20 protein-coding genes and 1 tRNA gene are annotated in these 21,123 nt (G+C 38.3%); 12 read left to right on the top strand and 9 right to left on the bottom strand.

Features of this window, described 5'->3' with window-relative positions; translation table 11 throughout:
- The first annotated feature begins 114 nt into the window (after window positions 1-114).
- Genes FKZ43_RS02570 through FKZ43_RS02580 form a run of 3 tightly spaced genes read left to right on the top strand, consistent with a single transcriptional unit; the run spans window position 115 to window position 3,649 of the window.
- Window positions 115-1,722: a sensor histidine kinase gene (locus tag FKZ43_RS02570; RefSeq protein WP_140944317.1), complete on the top strand. Its 1,608-nt coding sequence runs from the start codon at window positions 115-117 to the stop codon at window positions 1,720-1,722.
- Window positions 1,706-3,055 carry a sigma-54-dependent transcriptional regulator gene (locus FKZ43_RS02575; RefSeq protein WP_140944318.1) on the top strand — a complete coding sequence of 450 codons (1,350 nt, stop codon included), beginning with the start codon at window positions 1,706-1,708 and terminating at the stop codon, window positions 3,053-3,055. Before FKZ43_RS02570 ends, FKZ43_RS02575 begins: the two co-directional genes overlap by 17 nt.
- Before the next feature lie 6 nt (window positions 3,056-3,061).
- Entirely contained in the window at window positions 3,062-3,649 is a 588-nt protein-coding gene (locus tag FKZ43_RS02580; protein WP_140944319.1) for an archaemetzincin family Zn-dependent metalloprotease, read from the top strand.
- Here FKZ43_RS02580 and FKZ43_RS02585 read toward each other — a convergent pair.
- Both FKZ43_RS02585 and FKZ43_RS02590 read right to left on the bottom strand, forming a co-directional pair.
- Window positions 3,605-4,402 (bottom strand): YwiC-like family protein, encoded by a 798-nt coding sequence (locus tag FKZ43_RS02585; protein WP_140944320.1) that lies wholly within the window; start codon window positions 4,400-4,402, stop codon window positions 3,605-3,607. The two genes, FKZ43_RS02580 and FKZ43_RS02585, sit on opposite strands and share 45 nt — an antisense overlap.
- Before the next feature lie 9 nt (window positions 4,403-4,411).
- Complete coding sequence (locus FKZ43_RS02590; protein WP_140944321.1) at window positions 4,412-5,158, bottom strand: class I SAM-dependent methyltransferase; 747 nt, start codon at window positions 5,156-5,158, stop codon at window positions 4,412-4,414.
- 175 nt (window positions 5,159-5,333) lie between these two features.
- Between FKZ43_RS02590 and FKZ43_RS02595 the strand changes: the two genes are divergently transcribed.
- From FKZ43_RS02595 to FKZ43_RS02605, 3 genes are all read left to right on the top strand, one after another.
- Window positions 5,334-6,803 carry a tetratricopeptide repeat protein gene (locus tag FKZ43_RS02595; protein WP_140944322.1) on the top strand — a complete coding sequence of 490 codons (1,470 nt, stop codon included), beginning with the start codon at window positions 5,334-5,336 and terminating at the stop codon, window positions 6,801-6,803.
- Between the two features lie 61 nt (window positions 6,804-6,864).
- The gene (locus tag FKZ43_RS02600; protein ID WP_140944323.1) at window positions 6,865-8,004 is read left to right on the top strand and encodes a trans-sulfuration enzyme family protein; all 1,140 of its coding nucleotides are present in this window, start codon (window positions 6,865-6,867) and stop codon (window positions 8,002-8,004) included.
- 58 nt (window positions 8,005-8,062) lie between these two features.
- Window positions 8,063-10,543, top strand: coding sequence for a M1 family aminopeptidase (locus FKZ43_RS02605; RefSeq protein ID WP_140944324.1), 2,481 nt, complete (start codon window positions 8,063-8,065; stop codon window positions 10,541-10,543).
- Between the two features lie 3 nt (window positions 10,544-10,546).
- Here the strand turns inward: FKZ43_RS02605 and FKZ43_RS02610 are convergent.
- Window positions 10,547-10,630: transfer RNA gene (locus tag FKZ43_RS02610), tRNA-Ser, on the bottom strand.
- 117 nt (window positions 10,631-10,747) lie between these two features.
- Here FKZ43_RS02610 and rpmH point away from each other — a divergent pair.
- The 5 genes from rpmH to FKZ43_RS02635 are packed head-to-tail and all read left to right on the top strand — an operon-like array spanning window position 10,748 to window position 13,931.
- Complete coding sequence (rpmH, locus tag FKZ43_RS02615) at window positions 10,748-10,894, top strand: 50S ribosomal protein L34 (protein WP_140944325.1); 147 nt, start codon at window positions 10,748-10,750, stop codon at window positions 10,892-10,894.
- Complete coding sequence (gene rnpA, locus FKZ43_RS02620) at window positions 10,884-11,279, top strand: ribonuclease P protein component (RefSeq protein WP_140944326.1); 396 nt, start codon at window positions 10,884-10,886, stop codon at window positions 11,277-11,279. Before rpmH ends, rnpA begins: the two co-directional genes overlap by 11 nt.
- The gene (yidD, locus tag FKZ43_RS02625) at window positions 11,276-11,500 is read left to right on the top strand and encodes a membrane protein insertion efficiency factor YidD (protein WP_140944327.1); all 225 of its coding nucleotides are present in this window, start codon (window positions 11,276-11,278) and stop codon (window positions 11,498-11,500) included. The genes rnpA and yidD overlap by 4 nt, the downstream gene beginning before the upstream one ends.
- Before the next feature lie 23 nt (window positions 11,501-11,523).
- On the top strand, window positions 11,524-13,320 hold the full coding sequence (gene yidC, locus FKZ43_RS02630) for a membrane protein insertase YidC (protein ID WP_140944328.1): 1,797 nt from the start codon (window positions 11,524-11,526) through the stop codon (window positions 13,318-13,320).
- On the top strand, window positions 13,317-13,931 hold the full coding sequence (locus FKZ43_RS02635) for a M15 family metallopeptidase (protein WP_140944329.1): 615 nt from the start codon (window positions 13,317-13,319) through the stop codon (window positions 13,929-13,931). Before yidC ends, FKZ43_RS02635 begins: the two co-directional genes overlap by 4 nt.
- A gap of 29 nt (window positions 13,932-13,960) precedes the next feature.
- On the opposite strand, the gene ahcY is transcribed toward FKZ43_RS02635, so the two are convergent.
- From ahcY to upp, 6 genes are read right to left on the bottom strand one after another with little or no spacing between them, the layout of a single operon-like run.
- Window positions 13,961-15,238 (bottom strand): adenosylhomocysteinase, encoded by a 1,278-nt coding sequence (gene ahcY, locus FKZ43_RS02640; protein ID WP_140944330.1) that lies wholly within the window; start codon window positions 15,236-15,238, stop codon window positions 13,961-13,963.
- 26 nt (window positions 15,239-15,264) lie between these two features.
- On the bottom strand, window positions 15,265-16,434 hold the full coding sequence (metK, locus tag FKZ43_RS02645; protein ID WP_140944331.1) for a methionine adenosyltransferase: 1,170 nt from the start codon (window positions 16,432-16,434) through the stop codon (window positions 15,265-15,267).
- Window positions 16,435-16,459: 25 nt separating this feature from the next.
- Window positions 16,460-17,455: a sugar nucleotidyltransferase gene (locus FKZ43_RS02650; RefSeq protein WP_140944332.1), complete on the bottom strand. Its 996-nt coding sequence runs from the start codon at window positions 17,453-17,455 to the stop codon at window positions 16,460-16,462.
- A 44-nt stretch (window positions 17,456-17,499) separates the two neighbouring features.
- Window positions 17,500-18,048 (bottom strand): LOG family protein, encoded by a 549-nt coding sequence (locus tag FKZ43_RS02655; protein ID WP_140944333.1) that lies wholly within the window; start codon window positions 18,046-18,048, stop codon window positions 17,500-17,502.
- 14 nt (window positions 18,049-18,062) lie between these two features.
- Window positions 18,063-19,052 (bottom strand): FecCD family ABC transporter permease, encoded by a 990-nt coding sequence (locus tag FKZ43_RS02660; RefSeq protein WP_181180221.1) that lies wholly within the window; start codon window positions 19,050-19,052, stop codon window positions 18,063-18,065.
- Window positions 19,053-19,066: 14 nt separating this feature from the next.
- Entirely contained in the window at window positions 19,067-19,699 is a 633-nt protein-coding gene (upp, locus tag FKZ43_RS02665) for a uracil phosphoribosyltransferase (RefSeq protein WP_140944335.1), read from the bottom strand.
- Between the two features lie 125 nt (window positions 19,700-19,824).
- Here upp and FKZ43_RS02670 point away from each other — a divergent pair, with 125 nt between their 5' ends.
- On the top strand, window positions 19,825-21,003 hold the full coding sequence (locus FKZ43_RS02670) for a thiolase family protein (RefSeq protein WP_140944336.1): 1,179 nt from the start codon (window positions 19,825-19,827) through the stop codon (window positions 21,001-21,003).
- The last annotated feature ends 120 nt before the right edge of the window (window positions 21,004-21,123 follow it).

Here is a 21,123-nt window from a genome sequence, read left to right on the forward strand (position 1 = left end):
ATATGACAATAAAGTCACAATATGACATTAAAATTTGATTGAAAATTATTGATTTTTTAATGGCATAAGGGTTGTAATAAATTTAGATGGTAGTGAAAATAATTTTTAGTGAAAATGAAAGTTTTTCATTCACTTACCTTTAAGTTGTTTCTTTTGATTTTTGTAATTGTTTTTGGGGTCACGGTGATTTCTTCAATTTTGATCGTTAGATGGCAGTTAAGTCAATACATGTCCATAGTGAGGAAAAATGCTTTAATGACAAGCGACCTTATAAAGCGAGCAACCCATTATAGCATGTTACATAACAAAAGGGAAGATATTTACCAAATTATAAATATGCTTGGGAAGCAATCAGAGATTGAAGCAATTAGAATCTACAACAAGCAAGGTGAGATAACATTTTCAACCATACCTACTGAAGTTGGGAAAGTTGTCTCTATGGAAAGCGAGGCATGTAATGTCTGTCATATCGGTGATAAAATTAAAGTTCCAGCTGAATCATCGCAACTTACACGGGTTTTTCACTCTCGGACAGGACATGAAATTCTAGGGGCGATAAATCCCATACGAAATGAAGAATCATGTTATACATCTGATTGTCATGTTCATAAAAAGGAGCAGACAATACTTGGCGTTTTTGATGTGATTTTTTCCCTTGAGAGTGCCAAAGCTAATGCAGTCAAATTAAGCATGATTCAATATGCAAGTGGTTTATTTATGCTTCTTGCCATTTCATTGCTTGTTTTTATTTTCACTTTGAAATTCGTTAATGCTCCATTAAGAAAGTTAATACAAGGGACTCTTGAGATAATGAGCGGAAATCTTGATCACAGGATTGATATAGATACAAGCGATGAAATTGGGACTTTGGCGAAGTCATTCAATAAGATGACGGAGGAATTGAAGCGCGCACATGAGGAACTTTTGGGCTGGGCTAAACTTCTTGAACAAAAGGTGAATGAAAAAACAGCAGAGCTTCAGAGGGCTTATGCTTATATGGTGCATATTGAAAAAATGGCTTCGCTTGGAAAACTTGCAGCTACGGTCGCACACGAGCTTAACAATCCACTTGAAGGTATCTTAACTTATGCGAAACTTTTGAAAAGGCGCTTGGAGAATAATTCTAAAATTGAAGAGGAAAGAGATGAGATTTTAAGCGAGTTATCAATAATTATTGATGAGACATCAAGGTGTGGAAATATAGTTAAAAATTTACTCTTGTTTTCAAAGCAGAGAGTTGGCGAGTTTAAAGATGAAGATATCGGACAGATTATCAAAAGAAGTATCGCGTTGATTTCGCATCATCTTGAAATGAACAATGTCCGGCTTGAGTTGGATATGCCAGAGCATCCTGTTATCGTTTATTGTGATGCACAACAAATAGAGCAGATGCTTCTAGCAATGGAGATAAACGCAATTGAGGCAATGCCAGAGGGAGGAACTTTAAGGATTGAGTTAAAAGAAGTTAACAGTGATAAAATTCAGGTAAAGGTAATTGATACGGGGGTGGGGATTCCTGAGAATGTGTTACCGCACATTTTTGAGCCGTTTTTCACGACGAAGAAAGAGGGGAAGGGAACAGGGCTTGGTTTAGCTGTGGTTTACGGAATCGTTGAAAGGCATGGCGGGCAAATATCGGTTGAATCAAAGGTAAATTTTGGAACTACTTTTACAATTGTATTGCCAAAAAAATTAAACCCTGAATATGAACGAGAAATTTAGCATCTTAATTGTTGATGATGAATTTATAGTTAGAGATTCACTTTCAAAATGGTTCATTCAAGATGGTTATAGGGTTGGGGTTGCGGAAAATGGAGCGCAGGCACTTAAAATGATGAATGAAGGTCCTTGGGATGTGATTTTCATTGATATAAAAATGCCAGGGATGGATGGACTTGAACTTCAGAAAAGAGTAAAAGAAATTGACCCAACGGCGATCATAATTATTATAACGGCGTTTGCTTCAGTTGATTCAGCTGTCAAGGCGTTGAAAGAGGGAGCTTACGATTATGTAACTAAACCAATTGACCCCGATTATCTTTCTCATCTTGTTAAGAATGTGATAAAGCAAAAGAAGATGATGAATGAAAACGTTAAGCTGAAAGAACAGGTCTCTGAACTTATGATGCCAGATGAACTTGTTGGCGAAAGCCAGGAGATCAAAAGGGTGATTGAACTTGCAAAAGCAGTTGCGCCAACTGATACAACTGTTATGATTAGAGGGGAAAGTGGCGTTGGTAAAGAGTTGATAGCGAGGTTGATTCACTCTTATAGTCATAGGAGATACTTCCCGTTTATATCAGTTAATTGTGGCGCAATTCCAGATACTTTGCTTGAGAGTGAATTGTTTGGGCATGAGAAAGGAGCTTTTACGGACGCGCTTTACAGAAGGAAAGGGAAATTTGAAATTGCAGACGGTGGGACAGTTTTCCTTGACGAGGTTGGAACTATAAGTTTGAAAATGCAAGTGCAACTTTTAAGGGTTCTTGAGACGAAACAATTTACGAGGGTTGGGGGGAATGAGGTCATCACAAGCGATTTCAGGGTTATATGTGCCACAAATTGTGACCTTGAAAACCTGGTCAAGGAAGGAAAGTTCAGAGAAGACCTCTATTATCGTCTCAATGTATTCACGATATTTGTCCCACCGCTTAGGGAAAGACGTTCTGATATACCTTTGATAGCAAATTATTATCTTAAGAAGTTCTCTGCTATAATGCACAAGCCGGTGACGGAGATTTCGCCAGAGGCGATGGATTTATTAATTAGATATAATTGGCCCGGGAACGTCCGCGAGCTTAGAAATGCTATAGAAAGGGCGATGGTCTTAGCAAAACCCCCAGCTATAAGACCCGAGGATTTACCAATTCGTCCATGTGATGAAATAGAACCGGAAGACGAAACTCTTGAAGCAGTTGAAAGGGCACATATATTGAAAATTTTGAATAAGACAAATTGGAATATATCACGCTCGGCGAGAATACTCGGAATAGATCGCGTGACACTGTATCATAAAATTGAAAAGTATAGTTTAAAGCGAAACAGGGTCAATTAAAATTTTATGCCTTCGGCTGATAGACTTAAAATTTTGGTCGTCCCAATATATCCCGTTGATTTTTCACTTGTCTTGGGGCTACTTCCAGCGCTCAAGGAAATGTTTTTTTGTGATGTTCTGCTTGAAAATACAAACCATATCAATCTTTCTTTTGCCTATGATAATTCACGCGGACAGTTCAACTCAACAAAGATAATCTCCTTACTTTCCGACAGGTTCAAAGATTTTAACGGCAAAGTCGTTGGGGTAATTTCAGTTGATTTGTTTATTCCAGTTTTAACTTATGTTTTCGGTGAGGCGCAACTTGGTGGTAAGGTTTCTGTAGTTTCAACTTTCAGATTGAATGAAATCGCTTATGGGTTACCAGAGAATAAAAAATTGACGCAGGAACGATTAATTAAGGAAGTCCTCCATGAATTGGGACACAATTTTGGTCTTTTGCATTGTGAAGATTATCTTTGCGTGATGCACTCTTCAAGCACGGTTGAGGAGGTTGATTTAAAAAGTGATAGATTTTGCAGAAATTGCAAGCATAAGGTAGATCTCGCTTTATCTTCCCAGTTCAATTATCATCAAGACGGCGAACAAAACTGAATAAATCGTCTCAATCCAACCAAGCCGTTTGAATTTAACTTTTCTTTCAAGTAAGAGAGTTCCCATTATTGAATGGATTATAACGGGCAAAAAAGATGCAAATATCAAAGGACCAATTGAGCCCTTGATCAAGAGAGTTGCAAGAAGGATTAAAATTGTAATGTGATATGCTATGTTGTATCTTCCTATGAAAAGTTTCTCTGAGAGGGAAAACTTATCCTTTTTCGTTGCGAGAGCCAAAATTTTCATTCTGACATAGATTATTCCGCTTCCGAAGAAAATCAAATTCAATAGATAAAGTTGTAACATTGTTAAATCAAAATTTCCCACTTGAACATAATAAGCTGATGGTGCTGTGAGAACGAGTAAGGACATAGCGAAGATTTGCCCGCCCTGCGTTTTGTCAAGGTTCCTTTTTGAAAGGATAAGTTGCACTGCAAATCCAAGCAAGCCGATAAGCCCGAAAATTAGAAGTCCGTAGAGCTTGAAGTAAAAGATCAAAATGAATGAGGGAATCAGGGCAAATGGAGAAAATAAAAAGAGCGATTTTATAGCGTCCTTGAGATTTTCAGTTGAGATTTTCAATTTTGATTTTGCTATCATTGTTGCTGGCTGGTAAGATAGAAAAATTGATAATACAGAAATAAGGAAAAGAGCAGTTTTTATATCAAAGCCACCGCCGATTTCCGCACCTATGACAAATGGAACTAATAAGATCGCCCAAGAGCCGTGTTCCTTAGGGAAAATCACCATGGTTTGTAATTAAATTTTGTTTGCAAATGCGACGATGTTTTTAGAACTTTTAGCTTCAAAAGGGTCCTTCATAAGATTTCCAAAGATTTCAACATCTTTAAAGCCAACCAAGCTGAGTTTTCGGCATAGTTCTTCGCTTTTTATTGGCTTTATCCGAGTTGTTATAATTTTGTGCGAGTAGTTTTCAAGTTTGTTGATGATCAACACATTAAATTTCAAAAAGTCCCTCCTTATTTCAAATACCTTCAAACTTGGTGAGCCAATAATAGTGGGCTCAAAATCATAAAACCGTATGAAAATTTTATCTTTCGTTTCACGGATGTTTATGATTCTTTCCTCGTTCTGGATGATTTTGTCATAGTTTAAAATTTGAACTATTAACAGCCCGCCTTTTTTCAGCGCATTGTGGAAATTTCTCAGTGCAAGCAATAAGTCCCTTTCGTTTAAGAGATGAGGCAAAGTGTTTCCAAGGCAGATAACGAGATCAAATTCGTCTTTGAATTTGTCTTTCGTTTGGAGAAAATCAAGCGTTTCAAATTTTGCTTTTGAGTTAAACTTTTCGGAAAGTTCCTGTGCTTTTAAAATCATCCCTTTGGAGAGGTCAATTCCAACGACATCTACGCCAAGTTTTGACAGGATTATGGAGTGAAGCCCAATTCCGCATCCAGCGTCAAGGCATTTCTTGATGTTTTTTTCAAATATTATCTTTTCAAAGACCTTCGTTTCACTTTCAATTCTTTTTGAAATTTCGGTCATATCGGCATATTCCAGAGATAATTCATCATAAAATTCTGATACGGGTTTAATGTTTTCTTGTGTTTCAAATTTTCCGTTTTGGGTCAAGGTTATGTGTCACTTTTCTTGAAAAATCGCTTGTTTTTTAATATATTTGAAACAAAGAAATTTTAAAAATTAATTTGCGAACTCAAACATGTCAAAAGTAAAGTCAATTTTGGTTTTGTCCGTTTTCGCTCTTGTTTTAATTTACATATCGGTTACCGGTTTCCAGTGCGCAAGCGCTGAAGTCACTGGGGCTAAGGTTTACATTCAAAGGCAGGATTGGGTGAATGCTGAGAAGCAGTTATTGAAGGAGGTTGAAAACAATCCCAAAAATGACGAAGCCTGGTTTTTGCTTGGATATGTCAGGGGTGAGCAAAAAAATTACGAAGGGATGCTTGAAGCGTTCAATAAGTCGCTTGAAATTTCAAACAGGTTTGAAAAGGATATAGCTAATTTCAAGCTGAAATATTGGGTTGATAACTTTAATGCTGGTGTTGTTTATTTTGGAAGGTTCCAGAACAATCGTGACTCTGTTCAGTATATTGAGAAAGCGATTGAGGCGTTCAAGACCGCAACATTGATCATCCCTGATAGTGCTTCTGCTTATAAGAATCTCGCTTATAGTTATCTTTCAAAGGAGGACATTCCGTCGGCAGTTGAGCCATTGCAAAAGGCGGTTGAGCTTTCGGGGGAAAAAGATACCGATGCTATGAAGATGCTAGGAAAAATTTATTATGATTTTGCGTATCGTCATACGATGAAGTTTGAAGACCCTGAAAACAGGAAGAGCATAAGTGTAGGGGTTAATGCAGATGTTGTGAGGTCAGCGTTTGGGAATCCCGATGTTGTGAATGTGATTAAACAGGAACAACCACAGCCAAGGGAGAAAAGACCCAGACGACCAGCACCGTCACAGCCGAAGGTTGAAAAGTGGATTTATCAAAAATATGGACTTACAGTTGAACTTGAAAACGATGTTGTAAAGTCAATCACTTATGCTGGCGAAACATATCAAGAGGGGAGTGTTTCGGTTGTTTTAGATTCAACTGAATTTTACGCAGCCAGAGAGTGGTATGACAAAGCGATTGATATCTTTAACAAAGTGAGAAATCTTGAACCAACGGATGAGGAGACACTTGCTTTTCTTTCAAATGCTTACATAAACGCTGGAAGAAGCGATGAGGCACTTGAGGCGTTTCGTTCATCAGTTGAAGCCCATCCCGAAAACAAGTATTTCCATTATAACTATGGTGTTTTGTTGCTTAAAGCGGAAAGATTTGAGGAAGCGATAAAAGAGTTCAGCTCAGCTGTTGAAATTGACCCAAATTATAAAGAGGCGATATATAACCTCGGGGCTTCGTATGTTAACTGGGGGGTTAAGTTGAAACAACAAGCTGAGGACCTCGCTTTAAAGCAAAATCTTGAAGAGCAGAAAAAGTATGAAGATATGGCGAAAGATAAGTTCAGACAGGCGTTGCCTTATCTTGAGAAGTTAACAGAGATTGATCCGGATGATGTTTTCATTTGGGATTTGATAGGGAAGATTTATGCTAATCTTGGAGATGTTGAGAAGGCAGAAGCAGCTTTTAAGAAAGCGGATGAGCTGAGGAATAAGAAATGAAAATTTTTTGGGCGGGTGATTTTTCGCCCGCCCGATTTTTATAAGAAATGTGGGCTTGAAAATGGGATTTTCAACCGATGCAATCCATTGGGGGCAAAAACCAGATAAAGAATCGTTCTCGGTTATACCGCCGATATATCTTGCTACAACCTACGCTCGTAAATTTGATGAAGAGGCTCCCTTTGTTTATTCTCGGACACAAAATCCGAATAGGAAAATGCTTGAAGAAAACATCGCTAAACTTGAAAATGGAAAGTATGGTTTCGCTTTTTCCTCTGGTGTTGCTGCTGTAACGGCGGTAATGCAACTTCTTAAACCCGGTGACCATGTTATCACGACAAAAAACATTTATGGAGGAACTTTAAGGGTTTTCAAAGAGATGCAAAAATGGGGGATAAAGTTTTCTTTTGTTGATATGACACAGGTTGAAAATGTTGAGAGAGAACTCAAAAATGAAACGAAACTAATTTTTGCTGAAACTCCTTCAAATCCATTCCTTTATCTTACTGACTTAAAAAGGTTAGCTGAGCTTCGCGACTCATTTAATCGTGAAATTTTGATCGCTGTTGATAATACTTTTATGACGCCGTATTTGCAAAGACCCCTTGAACTGGGTTGTGATATAGTTATACATAGCAGTACGAAATTTTTAAACGGGCATAGTGATGTCGTCGGTGGCATTGTTGTAACAAATAGGGATGAACTTCAAAAACCGCTTTGGTATATACAGCGTGCTTTTGGGGCTGTGCCGAGCCCATTTGATTGTTGGCTTCTTTTGAGGTCTATAAAGACGCTCGCCGTCAGAATTAAACAGCATTGTTCAAACGCTAAAAGAGTAGCAATTTTTCTTTCGGTTCATCCCAAAGTTAAAAGGGTCTTTTACCCTGGGCTACCCTCACACCCGCAATATGAGCTCGCACAAAGACAGATGAAAGATTTCGGCGGTGTTGTAACGGTAGACCTTGGTTCAAGAGATAATGTCAAAAAATTTGTTGAAAATTTGAAAATTTTTACACTTGCTGAATCGCTTGGGGGAGTTGAAAGTTTGGTAAACCATTCCTGGAGCATGAGCCATTCATCAGTCCCCGAAGAGGAAAAAAGAGAGCTTGGACTTACTGAAGGAATAGTAAGATTATCAGTTGGAATTGAGGATGTTGAGGATTTGATATCTGACCTTGAACAAGCGCTTGAAAAAATTTGAAACATTAATTCAAATCATCCCGTCAAACCATTCAAAAAAATAAATTTCGGGCAAAACTATGAGAAGATTTTTTGTCATTTTACTTGTCCTTTTATTTTCAATTTCTGCTTTTTCTCAAAGACCGAGGTTTTATTACAAGTCACCAACCCCGCCACCGGAACATTTCACCAGGGATAGAACTTATGATGTCATACACATCAAGCTTGAGCTGAATCTTGACGAGAAGCAGAAAACGGTTGACGGAAAGGTTACGACAAAATTTGCCCCTTTGCGACCCAATTTAAATGAATTTGTTCTTGACGCTGCTGAGATGAAAATAAAGAAAGTTTATTTACCCGATGGGAAGGAATTAAAGTTTAACTTTGATTCACTTGCACAAAAGTTGAAAATTTATCTTGATAAGGCGTATTCTTTCAAGGATACTCTTTCTGTAGTTGTTGAGTATTTCGTTTCAAATCCCCGCAAAGGTCTGTATTTCATCCAGCCAGATTCAGCTTATCCGGATAAGCCGTATCAAATATGGTCACAAGGTCAACCCGAAGATAATCATTATTGGTTTCCCTGTTATGATTTCCCAAACGACAAGGCGACAAGTGAGTTGATAGCAACGGTGAAGAAAAATTTTGTTGTGATTTCAAACGGGAAACTTTTATCCGTAAATGAGGATGTCAAAAAAGGTTTGAAGACATATCACTGGTTTATGGATAAACCGCATTCAACTTATTTGATTTCAATCGTCGTTGGAGAATATGTTAAACTTCAAGATTATTATCTTGACATTCCGCTTGAATATTATGTTTATAAATCAAATGCGAAATACGCTAAACTTTCGTTTGAAAAGACACCAGATATGATGAAGTTTTTCTCAGAGAAGATCGGCTATAAATATCCATACAGCAAATATGCTCAGACGATAGTTGAAGATTTCATCTATGGGGGAATGGAAAACACGACCGCAACCACTTTAACGAGTTCAACGATACACGATGAGAGGGCTCATCTTGATTTTTCAAGTGATGGTCTTGTTGCGCATGAGCTGGCTCATCAATGGTGGGGAAACCTTTTGACTTGTAGAAGTTGGGAACACGCTTGGTTAAACGAGGGGTTTGCGACTTATTTCACCGCGCTTTATTTTGAACATGCCAGGGGGAAGGATGAATTTCAATTTAGTTTATACAACATGCAAAGGAGCGCAAAATTTGCTGATATGACAAATAAGAGACCAACCGTTTGGAACAGGTATTTTGACCCGACAGACCTTTTCGGACCCCATATTTATCAGCGTGGTGGCGCTATTCTTAACATGATAAGGTTTATCCTCGGCGATGAACTCTTCTGGAAGGCGATAAATTATTATGCGCATAAATATGCTTATCAAAATGTTGAAACCGACGATTTTAAAATCGCAATTGAAGAAGCAACAGGATATAACCTGAAATGGTTCTTTGACCAGTGGCTTTATAAAGCTGGGTATCCGAGCTTTGAGGTTAAATATACCTATGACGATTCAAAAAAGGTTGTAAAACTTGAAGTTGAGCAAATTCATCCAGCGGACTCTTTAACTCCGGAGGTTTTCAAAACACCGGTTGATGTTGAGATAGTAACTAAAAACGAGAGTAAAATTTTTAGAATCTTCATTGACAAGAGAAAGGAAAGTTTTGAGTTTGAGGTTAATGATAAACCGTTGATGGTTATATTTGATAAGGGGAATTGGATTTTGAAGGAGTTGTATTTTGAAAAATCAAAAGGGGAATTGATTTATCAAGCGCAAAATGCAAGCGAGATGATAGACCGTCTTCTTGCAGTGCAGGAGCTTGGGAAAATGATTGATGAGGCTGATGTTGTTGAACTTATGAAGAAAATAAGCAGGAGCAGTGAATTTTATGCTATAAAGCAAGAGGCGATAAATAATCTTGGAAAGTTGAAAGGTGAAGATGTGGCGAAATTTTTAATTGAACTTTATAAAAATGAAGGCGATTCAAGAATTAGAAGAAGTATAGTTGACGCTTTGAAAAATTTCAAGTTTAACTTCGTTGTCAGTTTTTTAAACGATGTCGTTAAAAGTGAAAAGAGTTATTATGTGATTGCGTCGGCAATTAATTCTCTTGTTGCGATTGATTCGGTAAATGGAATGAAGTATATAAAGAATGCGCTTGGGATGGATTCTCATCAAGAGGTTATTAGGACTACTGCTTTGAGAAGGTTAAGTGATATGAAGAATACGAAGTTTGAAAAAGAGGCGATTGAAATTTTAAAAAGATACTCAATGCGCGGGAATCATCCATCGGTTCGTATAACGGCGATTTCAACACTTGCTCTTTTTGCTGATAAAGACCCGCGGATAAAGGATTTCATTTTCGGGATGGTTAACACGCCTGAATTTTTTGTTAGAATGGTGGTTTATAATGTCCTTGGTGATATAGGTGATAAAAGAGAGCTTGATTATCTTAAAGTTGCGCAGACACGTGAGCTTGATGGTCGGATGCTTCAAGCGATATGGGATTCTATAGCGAGGTTGGAAGAAAAGTTTAGTAAGTAGAAGCGGAGGGTGAGGGACTCGAACCCCCAAGGGCGCGAAGCCCAGCGGTTTTCAAGACCGCCGCCTTACCAATTAGGCTAACCCTCCGAATTTCGGTTATAAATTTATCAAAATCGGGGTTCAAAATCAAGTTTTTGTTCTTTTTTTAAATTTTTGTAATTTTAATGCGAATTTTCACAAGGAAAACAAAAAGCGGAGGAAAAGTTGAAGCGCACTTATCAACCGCACAATACCAGAAGAAGGAGAACCCACGGATTTAGGGCGAGGATGAAAACGAAAAGCGGTAGGAAAATTCTCGCCAGAAGAAGAGCAAAAGGAAGATGGAAATTAACTGTTAGCGATGAGCGATAAAAGGTTCGGGCTTTCAAAGAAAGAAATAATAAAAAAATCGGCTGAGATAACTCAGATAATAAAAAATTCAAATTCAGTGGCGGGTAACTTAATTAAAATTTATTTCCGTTTCGGTCCAGCTCGTGATGTCGTTTCAAGGGTTGCGTTTGCTGTCTCACGAAAAGTTAAAAAAGCTGTTTTGAGAAATAGGGCAAAGAGACTACTGCGTGAGGTCTATCGGCTGAACAAACATCGGCTGATAGACCTTCTTTCTTTGAGAAATATGGCGATTGATATGGTTTTAATTTTTATCGGTGAAGCGGAAATGTTGAAAAGATTAAAGTATGCTGATTTTGAAAGTGATTTTCTGCCTTTGATTGAAAAAATTTTGAAGTATAATGAATGAAATTTGAATTTGGCGCAAAATTAGCGATTCACCTTGTGAAGTTTTATAAATTTTTCATTTCACCACTTTTTCCACCGAGTTGTAGGTTTTATCCGTCTTGTTCTGATTATTCCATTCAGGCATTTTCAAAGTATGGCTTTTTAAAAGGGCTTTGGCTAACGATGAAAAGAATTGTAAGATGTAATCCCTTCAATCCGGGTGGAATTGATGAAGTTCCATAATTAAAAACAAAAATTTTGACCCTATGGATAGAAATGCGCTTTTGGGGATGATTTTAATAACGCTTGTCCTTTTAGTTTGGATGTGGTATAATGCGCCTAGAGTTCCTCAACAACCACAGAAAAAAAATGATACGCTTAAAACACAGGTAAAGAGTTCAAACATAGCCGAGGCGCAACCAAGAGAAGATACGCTTGGTATTTACTTCTCACATCTTGTAAAGGGAGAAGAAAAGAAAATACTTGTTGAAACGGATTTTTATACTTGTGTGATTTCGTCAAAGGGAGCACTTGTTGAGAAATTTGAACTGAAAAGATTTAAAACTTGGAACGGTTATCCTGTTCAACTCGTTGAGATGGAGAAGGGCGGTGACTTGTCGGTTGTTTTTATGACAACGGATGGGAAAATAATCAACACAAGGGATTTTTACTTTGATACGAAAGCGAGAAACTGGGAAAATTTGATTTTGAAGGAAAAAGGGGAGAAAAAGGAAATTGAGTTTGTGTTGAACATAAATGATACAAGTAAGATTTTGAAGCGATTTATATTTGAAAACGGGAAGTATTCCTTTGACACGGAAGTTGAGCTCATGAACATGGAGAAGATAATTGCTAATTTTGAATATCAACTCGTTTGGGAGAATGGGATAAAGTTGACAGAGGAGAACAGCGTTGAGGAATCATACTTTGCTAATGCTTGGGCGAAAGTTGGTGATGTTTATGAGAACATTGACGCAAGCAAGTTCGGCGAGAGGGTTTCTCGCTCTTATTCTGGTGTAACTCGGTGGGTTGGAACGCATAACAAGTATTTTGCGGTCGCTTTAATTTCAAATGATATCGCAGATGGCGCATACCTTGAGGGGTGGAGAGTCCCGTTGCCAAATAATGGAGTGAAAGAAAATTATCTCATCGCTTTGAAAGTTCCTTTTAGGGGTGAAAAATATCAAAAAAATTATTTTACAGTTTACATCGGACCACTTGACTACACGATTTTGAAATCATATGGCATAGGTCTTGAAGAAATGATAAGTTTGGGTTTGAAGTGGTTGATAAGACCTATTGCTGAGTTTGTTCTTCTTCCATTGTTCAGGTTTTTGCATCTTTTTATACCGAATTATGGCGTTGTGATTATAATTTTCTCCATTTTGATAAAGATACTTCTAACTCCTTTGACATTGACTCAGATGAAATCAGTGAGAAAGATGCAGGCGATAGCGCCAATTTTAAAGGAACTCCAGGAGAAATATAAAGATAATCCACAGAAGTTGAACCAAGAGGTGATGAAAGTTTATCGTGAATATGGTGTTAATCCGTTCAGCGGTTGTTGGCCTTTGCTTCTTCAATTGCCGATATTATATGCTTTGTTTTCACTTTTCAGGGTGACAATTGAATTGAGGCAAGCTGGCTTCATCCTTTGGATAAAGGATTTATCTGTCCCGGATACAATTATCAAGCTTCCATTTTATATTCCGATATTCGGTGTTCATCAAATAAGTGGGCTTGCACTTTTGATGGCTATTACTATGTTCATCCAGCAGTGGATGTTTTCAACCACCGCAGATCAAAGGCAGAAGGTGACAGCAACTATAATGACAGTTCTGTTCTTTCTTATTTTCAATAATTTACCTTCCGGTTTGAATCTTTACTATTTCACATTCAATGTCCTTTCAATAGCTCATCAATGGTATATAAACAAGTACACGAAGGTTGATCTAAAGCCATCGCAAGATAAAAAGCGACCTTTCAGAGGCGGTATCTTTAAAAAGTTTGACATCCCGACGATGAGCGAACTAACAGGGAAGAAAAAAAGGAAAAGCAAATGAGGATAAAGTGGTTTTTAATTTTTACTTTCAATGGGTTGGCGTTTGCCCAATTTCTCCCTGAGGACACAGTCCTTGTTGATATTCAAAAGATAAATCCAAGGATAAAGGTTGAGATAAGGTATGCGACGACGAATAACTTTACGGGAAGAAAGCTTTACAATGTTGAAAAGTGCTTTTTGAGAAAATTTGTTGCGATGAAGCTTGACTCTGTTCAGCGCGATCTTGAGAAATTCGGGCTTGGGCTCAAAGTTTGGGATTGTTATAGACCTCTTTCTGTTCAAAAAATTTTATGGTCAATCGTTCCCGATGAAAGATATGTTGCAAATCCAGCTAAAGGTTCAAGGCATAATCGCGGTTGTGCTGTTGATTTGACACTTGTTGATTCGCTCGGTAACGAATTGCCAATGCCAACGGGTTACGATGATTTCACTGAAAAAGCGCACAGAGATTATTACAACTTACCCGATACCTTGATAAAAAACAGAACTATTCTTGAGAATGTTATGAAAAAATATGGGTTTATACCTCTTCCGACGGAATGGTGGCATTTTGATTGTGAAGGGTGGGAGAAGTTTTCAATTCTTGATATTCCGCTTGAGGAGATTAAATGAAAAAGCCCCGCATAATGCGGGGCTTTTTATTATGTACCAGCGCTGTAATCTTTTATATACTTTTTCTGCTCGTTCGTCAGTTTGTCAATTTTGATCCCCATAGTTTTCAATTTCAATTCCGCTATTTCTTCATCTTGTTCAGGAGGTATATCGTATACTTTTGGTTCAAGTTTCTTCCCCTTTTTGAACATTTCAACGAGACGAAGTTGAGCCATAAATTGATTTGCAAAGGACATGTCCATAACCTCTGATGGGTGACCTTCTGCAGCTACGAGATTCACAAGTCGTCCCTTTGCCAAGACGAAAATTCTTCTTCCATCTTTCAAGAGATATTCCTCAACATGGTTTCTTATTTCTCTTACACCTTTTGCCATTTTCTTTAAATGAACAAGGTTTATTTCAACATCATAATGTCCTGTGTTGCAAACTATAGCGCCGTCTTTCATGACTTTGAAATGTTCTTCTGTGATCACATCTTTTACTCCGGTTGCAGTGATGAAGACATCACCGATTTTAGCAGCTTCTTTCATTGGCATAACGGTGAAGCCATCAAGGACTGCTTTTAAAGCAGCTATAGGTCTGACTTCGGTGACTATGACATTTGCGCCAAGTCCTCTTGCTCTCATTGCGACACCTTTACCACAATGACCATAACCAGCTACGACGACATTTTTCCCCGCTATTAAAATGCTTGTTGCTCTTAAAATACCATCAAGGGTTGATTGCCCAGTTCCGTAGACATTATCAAAGTCCCACTTTGTCTCTGCGTCATTTACAGCTATGATTGGGTATTTCAAAGCGCCAGCTTCAGCCATTGCCCTTAATCTTTTCACGCCTGTTGTAGTTTCTTCGGTTCCACCAATTATATCAGGTATAAGTTCAGGGTGCTTGCTGTGAATTGTGAAAATAAGGTCAGCTCCATCATCAAGAGTTAAATTTGGTTTTATATGAAGTGTTTGTTCAATTGCCCAATAAAATTCATCAACGCTCATACCATTCCAAGCGAAAATTGATATGTCTTGTTTTGCAAGAGCTGCTGCTATTGTATCCTGTGTTGAGAGAGGATTACAACCGCTCCAGCTAACCTCGGCACCGCATTCAACAAATGTCTTGATCAAAACGGCTGTCTCCTTTGTGACATGAAGACATCCAGCGATTCTGAATCCTTTAAATGGTTTTGTCTTTTTATACTTTTCTCTTAAAGCCATTAAAACAGGCATCCTGCTTTCAGCCCAGCTTATTTGCTTAAGCCCCTCGTCTGCAAGTTTGAGGTCTTTGACTTTATAAACGCCTTTAAGTTCGTCCATTTAGAAAATTTCCTTTTGTTTTTAATTTATTTCAAGAGCTCTTTGAACATCGGGACATAATCAAGTTTTTCCCAAGTGAATTCGGGTTCGTTTCTTCCAAAGTGCCCGTATACTGCTGTTTTCCGATAGATCGGTCTTTGAAGTTTCAATCTATCAATGATTCCCCTTGGTGAAAGGTCAAGGTTTTTCAAAATGAAGTCGGCGATAATTTCATCAGGCACTTTTCCTGTTCCCTTTGTATCAACATATATAGCCACGGGTTTTTTAACCCCAATTGCGTAAGCAACTTGAATTAAACATTCATCAGCAAGCCCTGCTGCGACGATGTTTTTGGCAATATGTCTCATTTCATATGCTGCGCTTCTATCAACTTTTGTTGGGTCTTTCCCCGAGAAGCAACCTCCACCGTGCGGTGCTTTACCTCCATAAGTGTCAACTATTATCTTCCTTCCTGTTAAACCAGTATCTCCATGCGGACCTCCTATCACAAACGAACCAGTTGGATTTATGTGATATTTTGTCCTTTTGTCAAGATATTCCTCCGGAATTACATCCTTTATCACGAATTCCTGTAAGTCCTTAGCGATATCTTTCGGAGTTAATTTTTTACCCTTGTATTTTTCATCGTGTTGAACTGAGAAAACTATTGTATCAACGCGGACTGGTTTCCCTGTGTTGTCATATTCAATTGTAACTTGACATTTCCCATCGGGGCGAAGATATGGCATAAGGTCTGTTTTCTTTCTGACATATGCAAGTCGTTTCATAAGTTTATGCGCAAACATTATAGGCATCGGCATCAGTTCAGGTGTCTCTTTACAAGCGTAACCGAACATCATCCCCTGATCACCAGCCCCGCCCTTGTCAACACCTTTCGCTATATCCGGTGATTGCGATTTTACAGTAACTATAACACCACAAGAGCGATAATCAAATTGATATTCTGATTTGTCGTAGCCAATATCTTTTATGACATTTCTTGCAATGTCATCAAAATCAATTTTAGCTCTAACATCTTCGGGCGCTTTTATCTCCCCACCGATCACTACAAGCCCCGTTGTTACAAAGACCTCACAGGCTACCCTTGCTTCGGGATAATATGTCAAGAAAGCATCAAGAACAGCATCGGATATTTGATCGCAAATCTTATCCGGATGTCCTTCGGCAACTGATTCAGAGGTGAATAGCCTTCCCATTTATCCTCCTTTTTGGTTTTTGATTTTAGTAAAATTCAACTTCAGAGGAATCCCCAATGTTGACCTTTTTATAATCCCCTTTGACCATCGCCCCAATTCCAACGATTGATGAGTCAAGTAAGGCGTTATAAATCTTTGCATCGTCTCCGATAATTGAATTTCTAATTATTGAAGATGAAATTTCAACCCCATCTGATATGGTTGTGTAAGGACCTATGATTGAATTCTCAATTTTGCTTGTTGATGAGATATAAACCGGTGGGATGATGAGGACATTTTCAAATCTCCCTAATTTTTTCAAGTTGGTTCCATTTCTTTCAAGTAGAAAACGATTTGTTTGTAAAAGTGTCTCTGGCTTTCCGCAATCATACCATCCATCAATCTCAAAAGTTACTATCTTCTCGCCTTTGTTGATCATTAATTGAAGTGCGTCCGTGAGCTGATATTCACCCCTTGTTTTAATTTCTGACTTTATTACCTCTTCAAGTGATTCCTTCAGAAGTTTCGGGTTTTTTATCAGATATATGCCGACAATTGCAAGATTGCTTTCAGGTTGACTTGGTTTTTCAACAAGTTTTTTCACGAATTTATCACCGTCAAGCATAACGACTCCGAACCTCCTCGGGTCTTCAACAGACTTTATCCCAAGCGTGGTGAATTCACTGTTCAAAAACTTTGAAAGATCAAAGTCAAAAATAGTATCTCCAAGTATTATCAAAATCTCATCTTCGTTTTCAAAATATCTACTTGCGAGATATATTGCGTGCCCAAGACCAAGCGGTTCATCTTGCTCAACGAAGTTAAATTTTACCTCGGGGTAATTTAACTCAACATAATTTTTGATTTTTTCCCCAAGATAGCCGATTACGAGAGCGATCTCTTTTATTGAATTTGAAACGAGCATGTCAATTATATGTCCAAGAATCGGTTTACCTGCGACATTTAACAAAACTTTCGGTTGCGTATAAGTATGAGGACGCAATCTCGTCCCTACTCCAGCAACTGGAATAACTGCTTTCATTGTTAAGAACCCTTTTTTTAAACTGCCGTTTTAATATAAAAAAATTACTGCTTATTTCCAATGGCAAGTGCATTTTTTATATGTTCAACTATTTCATCAACGCTATCAATAATTCTGACTAAGCTTGCACCTTCAATAGAGCCCTCGCTTAAAAGTTGCTTGGAAATAGTTTGGATTATCGGCGTCCAAAAGCTAACAGCGATGAGTGGCTTTCGTGAAATAAAATTTTTATTTATAAGCTCCCACGCGAGGGAAAGTTCAACCAATGTTCCTGTCCCACCGCGGAGCACGACATATGCATCGCCTTTTTCAATTAAAATTTTCAACCTCTCAAATAAATCCCTCGCTTTAATTTCATCGTCTATCCATTTGTTTGCGCTTGCATTTAGCGTTGCTATGGTGACGCCTATAGTTTTCGCACCGGATTCTTTAGCGCCTCTTGCGGTTGCCTCCATAGTTCCGCCATATCCACCATTGCATATCGTGAATCCAGCCCTACCAAGTTCAAGACCAAGTTTTCTTGCAAATTCGTACTCTTCATCGCCTTCAACTGGTTTTGAACTGCCAAATATCGTAATGACTTTTTCAATCATATTACGAAGCTGACTTATTTTTTCAAGAGGTATATAAAAAATGGCGCTCCAAAAAGAGCAGTAATTGAACCGACTGGGAGTTCATTCGGGAACAAAATAATCCTTGCAATTGTATCAGCGATTAGCAAAGTTATCGCTCCGGTGAAAAACGATGTTGGGATGAGTAGCCGATAATCAACGCTGAAAATTTTACGACATATGTGTGGAACAACAAGACCGATAAAGCCGATGATACCCGTTATTGAAACAATGACTGCAGTTAAAATTGAGGCGATGAAATAAAAAATTTTTTTCGTTGTTTCAGCATCTATCCCAAGTTGAGTTGCTATTTCATCACCAGTTGCGATTAAATTTAAGCGATGGGAACTAAAAAAAGTTATTAAGGTGAAAATTAAAACCGATACCGAGATTAGAACTGATTGTTTCAGGTTTACATTTGATAAATTTCCAAGCAACCAGAAGATGAAATTTTTCAACGATTCACCTGATAAAGTGATGATGATTAGAATCAACGCTGAAAAGAAAGCACCTATCATTATTCCACTTAAAAGCATCGTGTTTATATCAATAGTTCCTCTTCTTTTGCCGAGCATGTAAACAAGTATTATTACAACGATTGAACCAAGTAGAGCGGTAATTGGGGTTAAGACGAAGGAAAAGGTGCCGATTAGCGCGATTGAAAGGAGAGCTCCAAATGCTGAACCGCTTGATATTCCTAGGATATATGGCTCGGCGAGTGGATTTCTTAACATTGCTTGTAAAATAGCTCCTGCGACAGCAAGCCCTCCACCAGCAAAAATTGCAGTCAAAGCCCTTGGAAATCTAATTTGATAGATTATGACCTTTTCAATTTCATTGGCTTCTCCATTCAAAACTTTGATGATTGTCCCGATGTCAAGCGCTGGTGAATGATTTGTGCTTCCAATAGAAGTTGAGATAGATAGTGTTATGAGAAGTAACGGGAGAAGAAAAGTTATGTAGAGCACCAATTTTTTTGTTTTCAATTCGTAAAAATCATTTAGTTTTCGGTTCCAAATATCCTATCGCCAGCGTCGCCAAGCCCAGGGAGTATAAATCCCTTTGAGTTTAATTGTCTGTCAAGCACTGCTATATAAATTTGAACATCGGGATGTTCATTTGTGAGTTTGTTAATTCCCTCTGGGGCAGCTATCAAGCTTACGACTTTGATTTTGTTTGCACCTCTTTCTTTTAGATAGGAGACAGCTGCGCAGATGCTTCCTCCTGTTGCAAGCATTGGGTCAAGTATAATTACTATGCTTTTGTCAAGATTTTTGGGAAATTTGAAATAGTAATCAACTGGTTTGAGCGTTTCTTCATCTCTGTATAGTCCGATGTGCCCGACTCTCGCTTCGGGAAAGAGTTCAAGGAAAGCATCAACCATTCCAAGTCCAGCTCTTAAAATTGGGACGATAACTATTTCATCTTTTAAATCGTGACCTTGAGTGACTTCAAGTGGTGTTTCAACTTCCTTAGGCATAAGGTCAAGGTCTTTTGTTACCTCAAAAGCCATAAGCGTTGTTAATCTTTTTAAGATCGTTCTGAAGGATGAACTTGGTGTGTTTCTGTCCCTTAAAAATGTAAGGTCGCGTTTTATCAACGGATGGTTAACGACGAAAAGGTTTCCACCCATTTTTCAGTTTATGATTTTTATTTTAAAATAAAAATTCGCAGTTGAAAAAACAATTTAGCAAGTTGAATGTTAATTTTGAATTGAGTATATTTTTCGTGAAATACAAAAAAATTGCAGGAGGAAACATGCGTGAAGTTGTAATAGCAAGCGCCTGTCGCACGCCTATCGGTTCATTTAATGGTTCATTAAGTTCACTCCCAGCACCTAAACTTGGGGCAATTGTGATTGATGAGGCTTTGAAAAGAGCAAATGTTCCCAAGGAAATGGTTGATGAAGTTATAATGGGATGTGTTTTGACTGCTGGGGTAGGTCAAGCCCCAGCAAGGCAGGCTGCAATTTTTGCGGGATTACCGACGAAAGTTGAGTGTATTACAATTAACAAAGTTTGTGGCTCTGGATTAAAAGCAGTTATGTTGGCAACGCAGGCAATTAAACTTGGGGATGCAGATATAATTGTGGCTGGAGGGATGGAAAGCATGTCAAACGCTCCGTATATACTTGACAAAGCGAGAACTGGCTACAGAATGGGGCATGGGCAATTGATTGATTCCATGATAAAGGATGGGCTTTGGGATGTTTATAATGATTTTCATATGGGGAACGCCGGAGAACTTTGCGCCAGAGAGTGTAACATATCAAGACAAGAACAAGATGAATTCGCTGTGTTAAGTTATAAGCGAGCTCTTGAAGCGATTGAGAAGGGATATTTCAAAGAAGAAATCGTTCCGGTTAAAGTTCCTCAACCGAAAGGTGGAGAAATTATCGTTGACGAGGATGAAGAACCAAAGCGTGTAAATTTTGAAAAGATACCTCAATTGAAACCCGCTTTTGACCCCAATGGGACGATCACACCAGCGAATGCCTCAAAGATAAACGATGGGGCCTCAGCCCTTGTTTTAATGTCAAAGGAAAAGGCAGACGAACTTGGAATTAAACCACTTGCTCGCATTGTTGCTTATTCATCAGCAGCGAAAGACCCAGCTTGGTTCACAACTGCACCAGTTGATGTAATTGAAAAGGTGTTGAAAAAAGCGGGAATGAAAAAAGAGGATATTGATTTGTTTGAAGTAAATGAAGCATTTGCTGTGGTTGCACTTGCGACATCAAAACTTGGTGGAATCCCAATAGAAAAAATGAACATACACGGCGGTGCGGTCGCCCTTGGACATCCAATCGGAGCAAGTGGCGCAAGAATTTTAACCACTCTTTTATACGCTATGAAAAGAAAAAATGCAAAGTTTGGTCTCGCAGCAATTTGTATAGGTGGCGGAGAGGCAAGTGCAGTGATAGTTGAAAGAATTTAACTAAGAGAGATGAAGAAGAAAAAATGGCAAACAATACCTCGCACAAAAGAGGAAGCAATTGCTGAAGCGAAAAGATTTCTCAAAAATGCGAAAGAGATTTTAGCAAAGGTTAAAATTGAA

This window comes from Candidatus Thermokryptus mobilis (assembly GCF_900070205.1).
Taxonomy (GTDB): Bacteria; Bacteroidota; Ignavibacteria; order Kryptoniales; family Kryptoniaceae; genus Kryptonium; species Kryptonium mobile.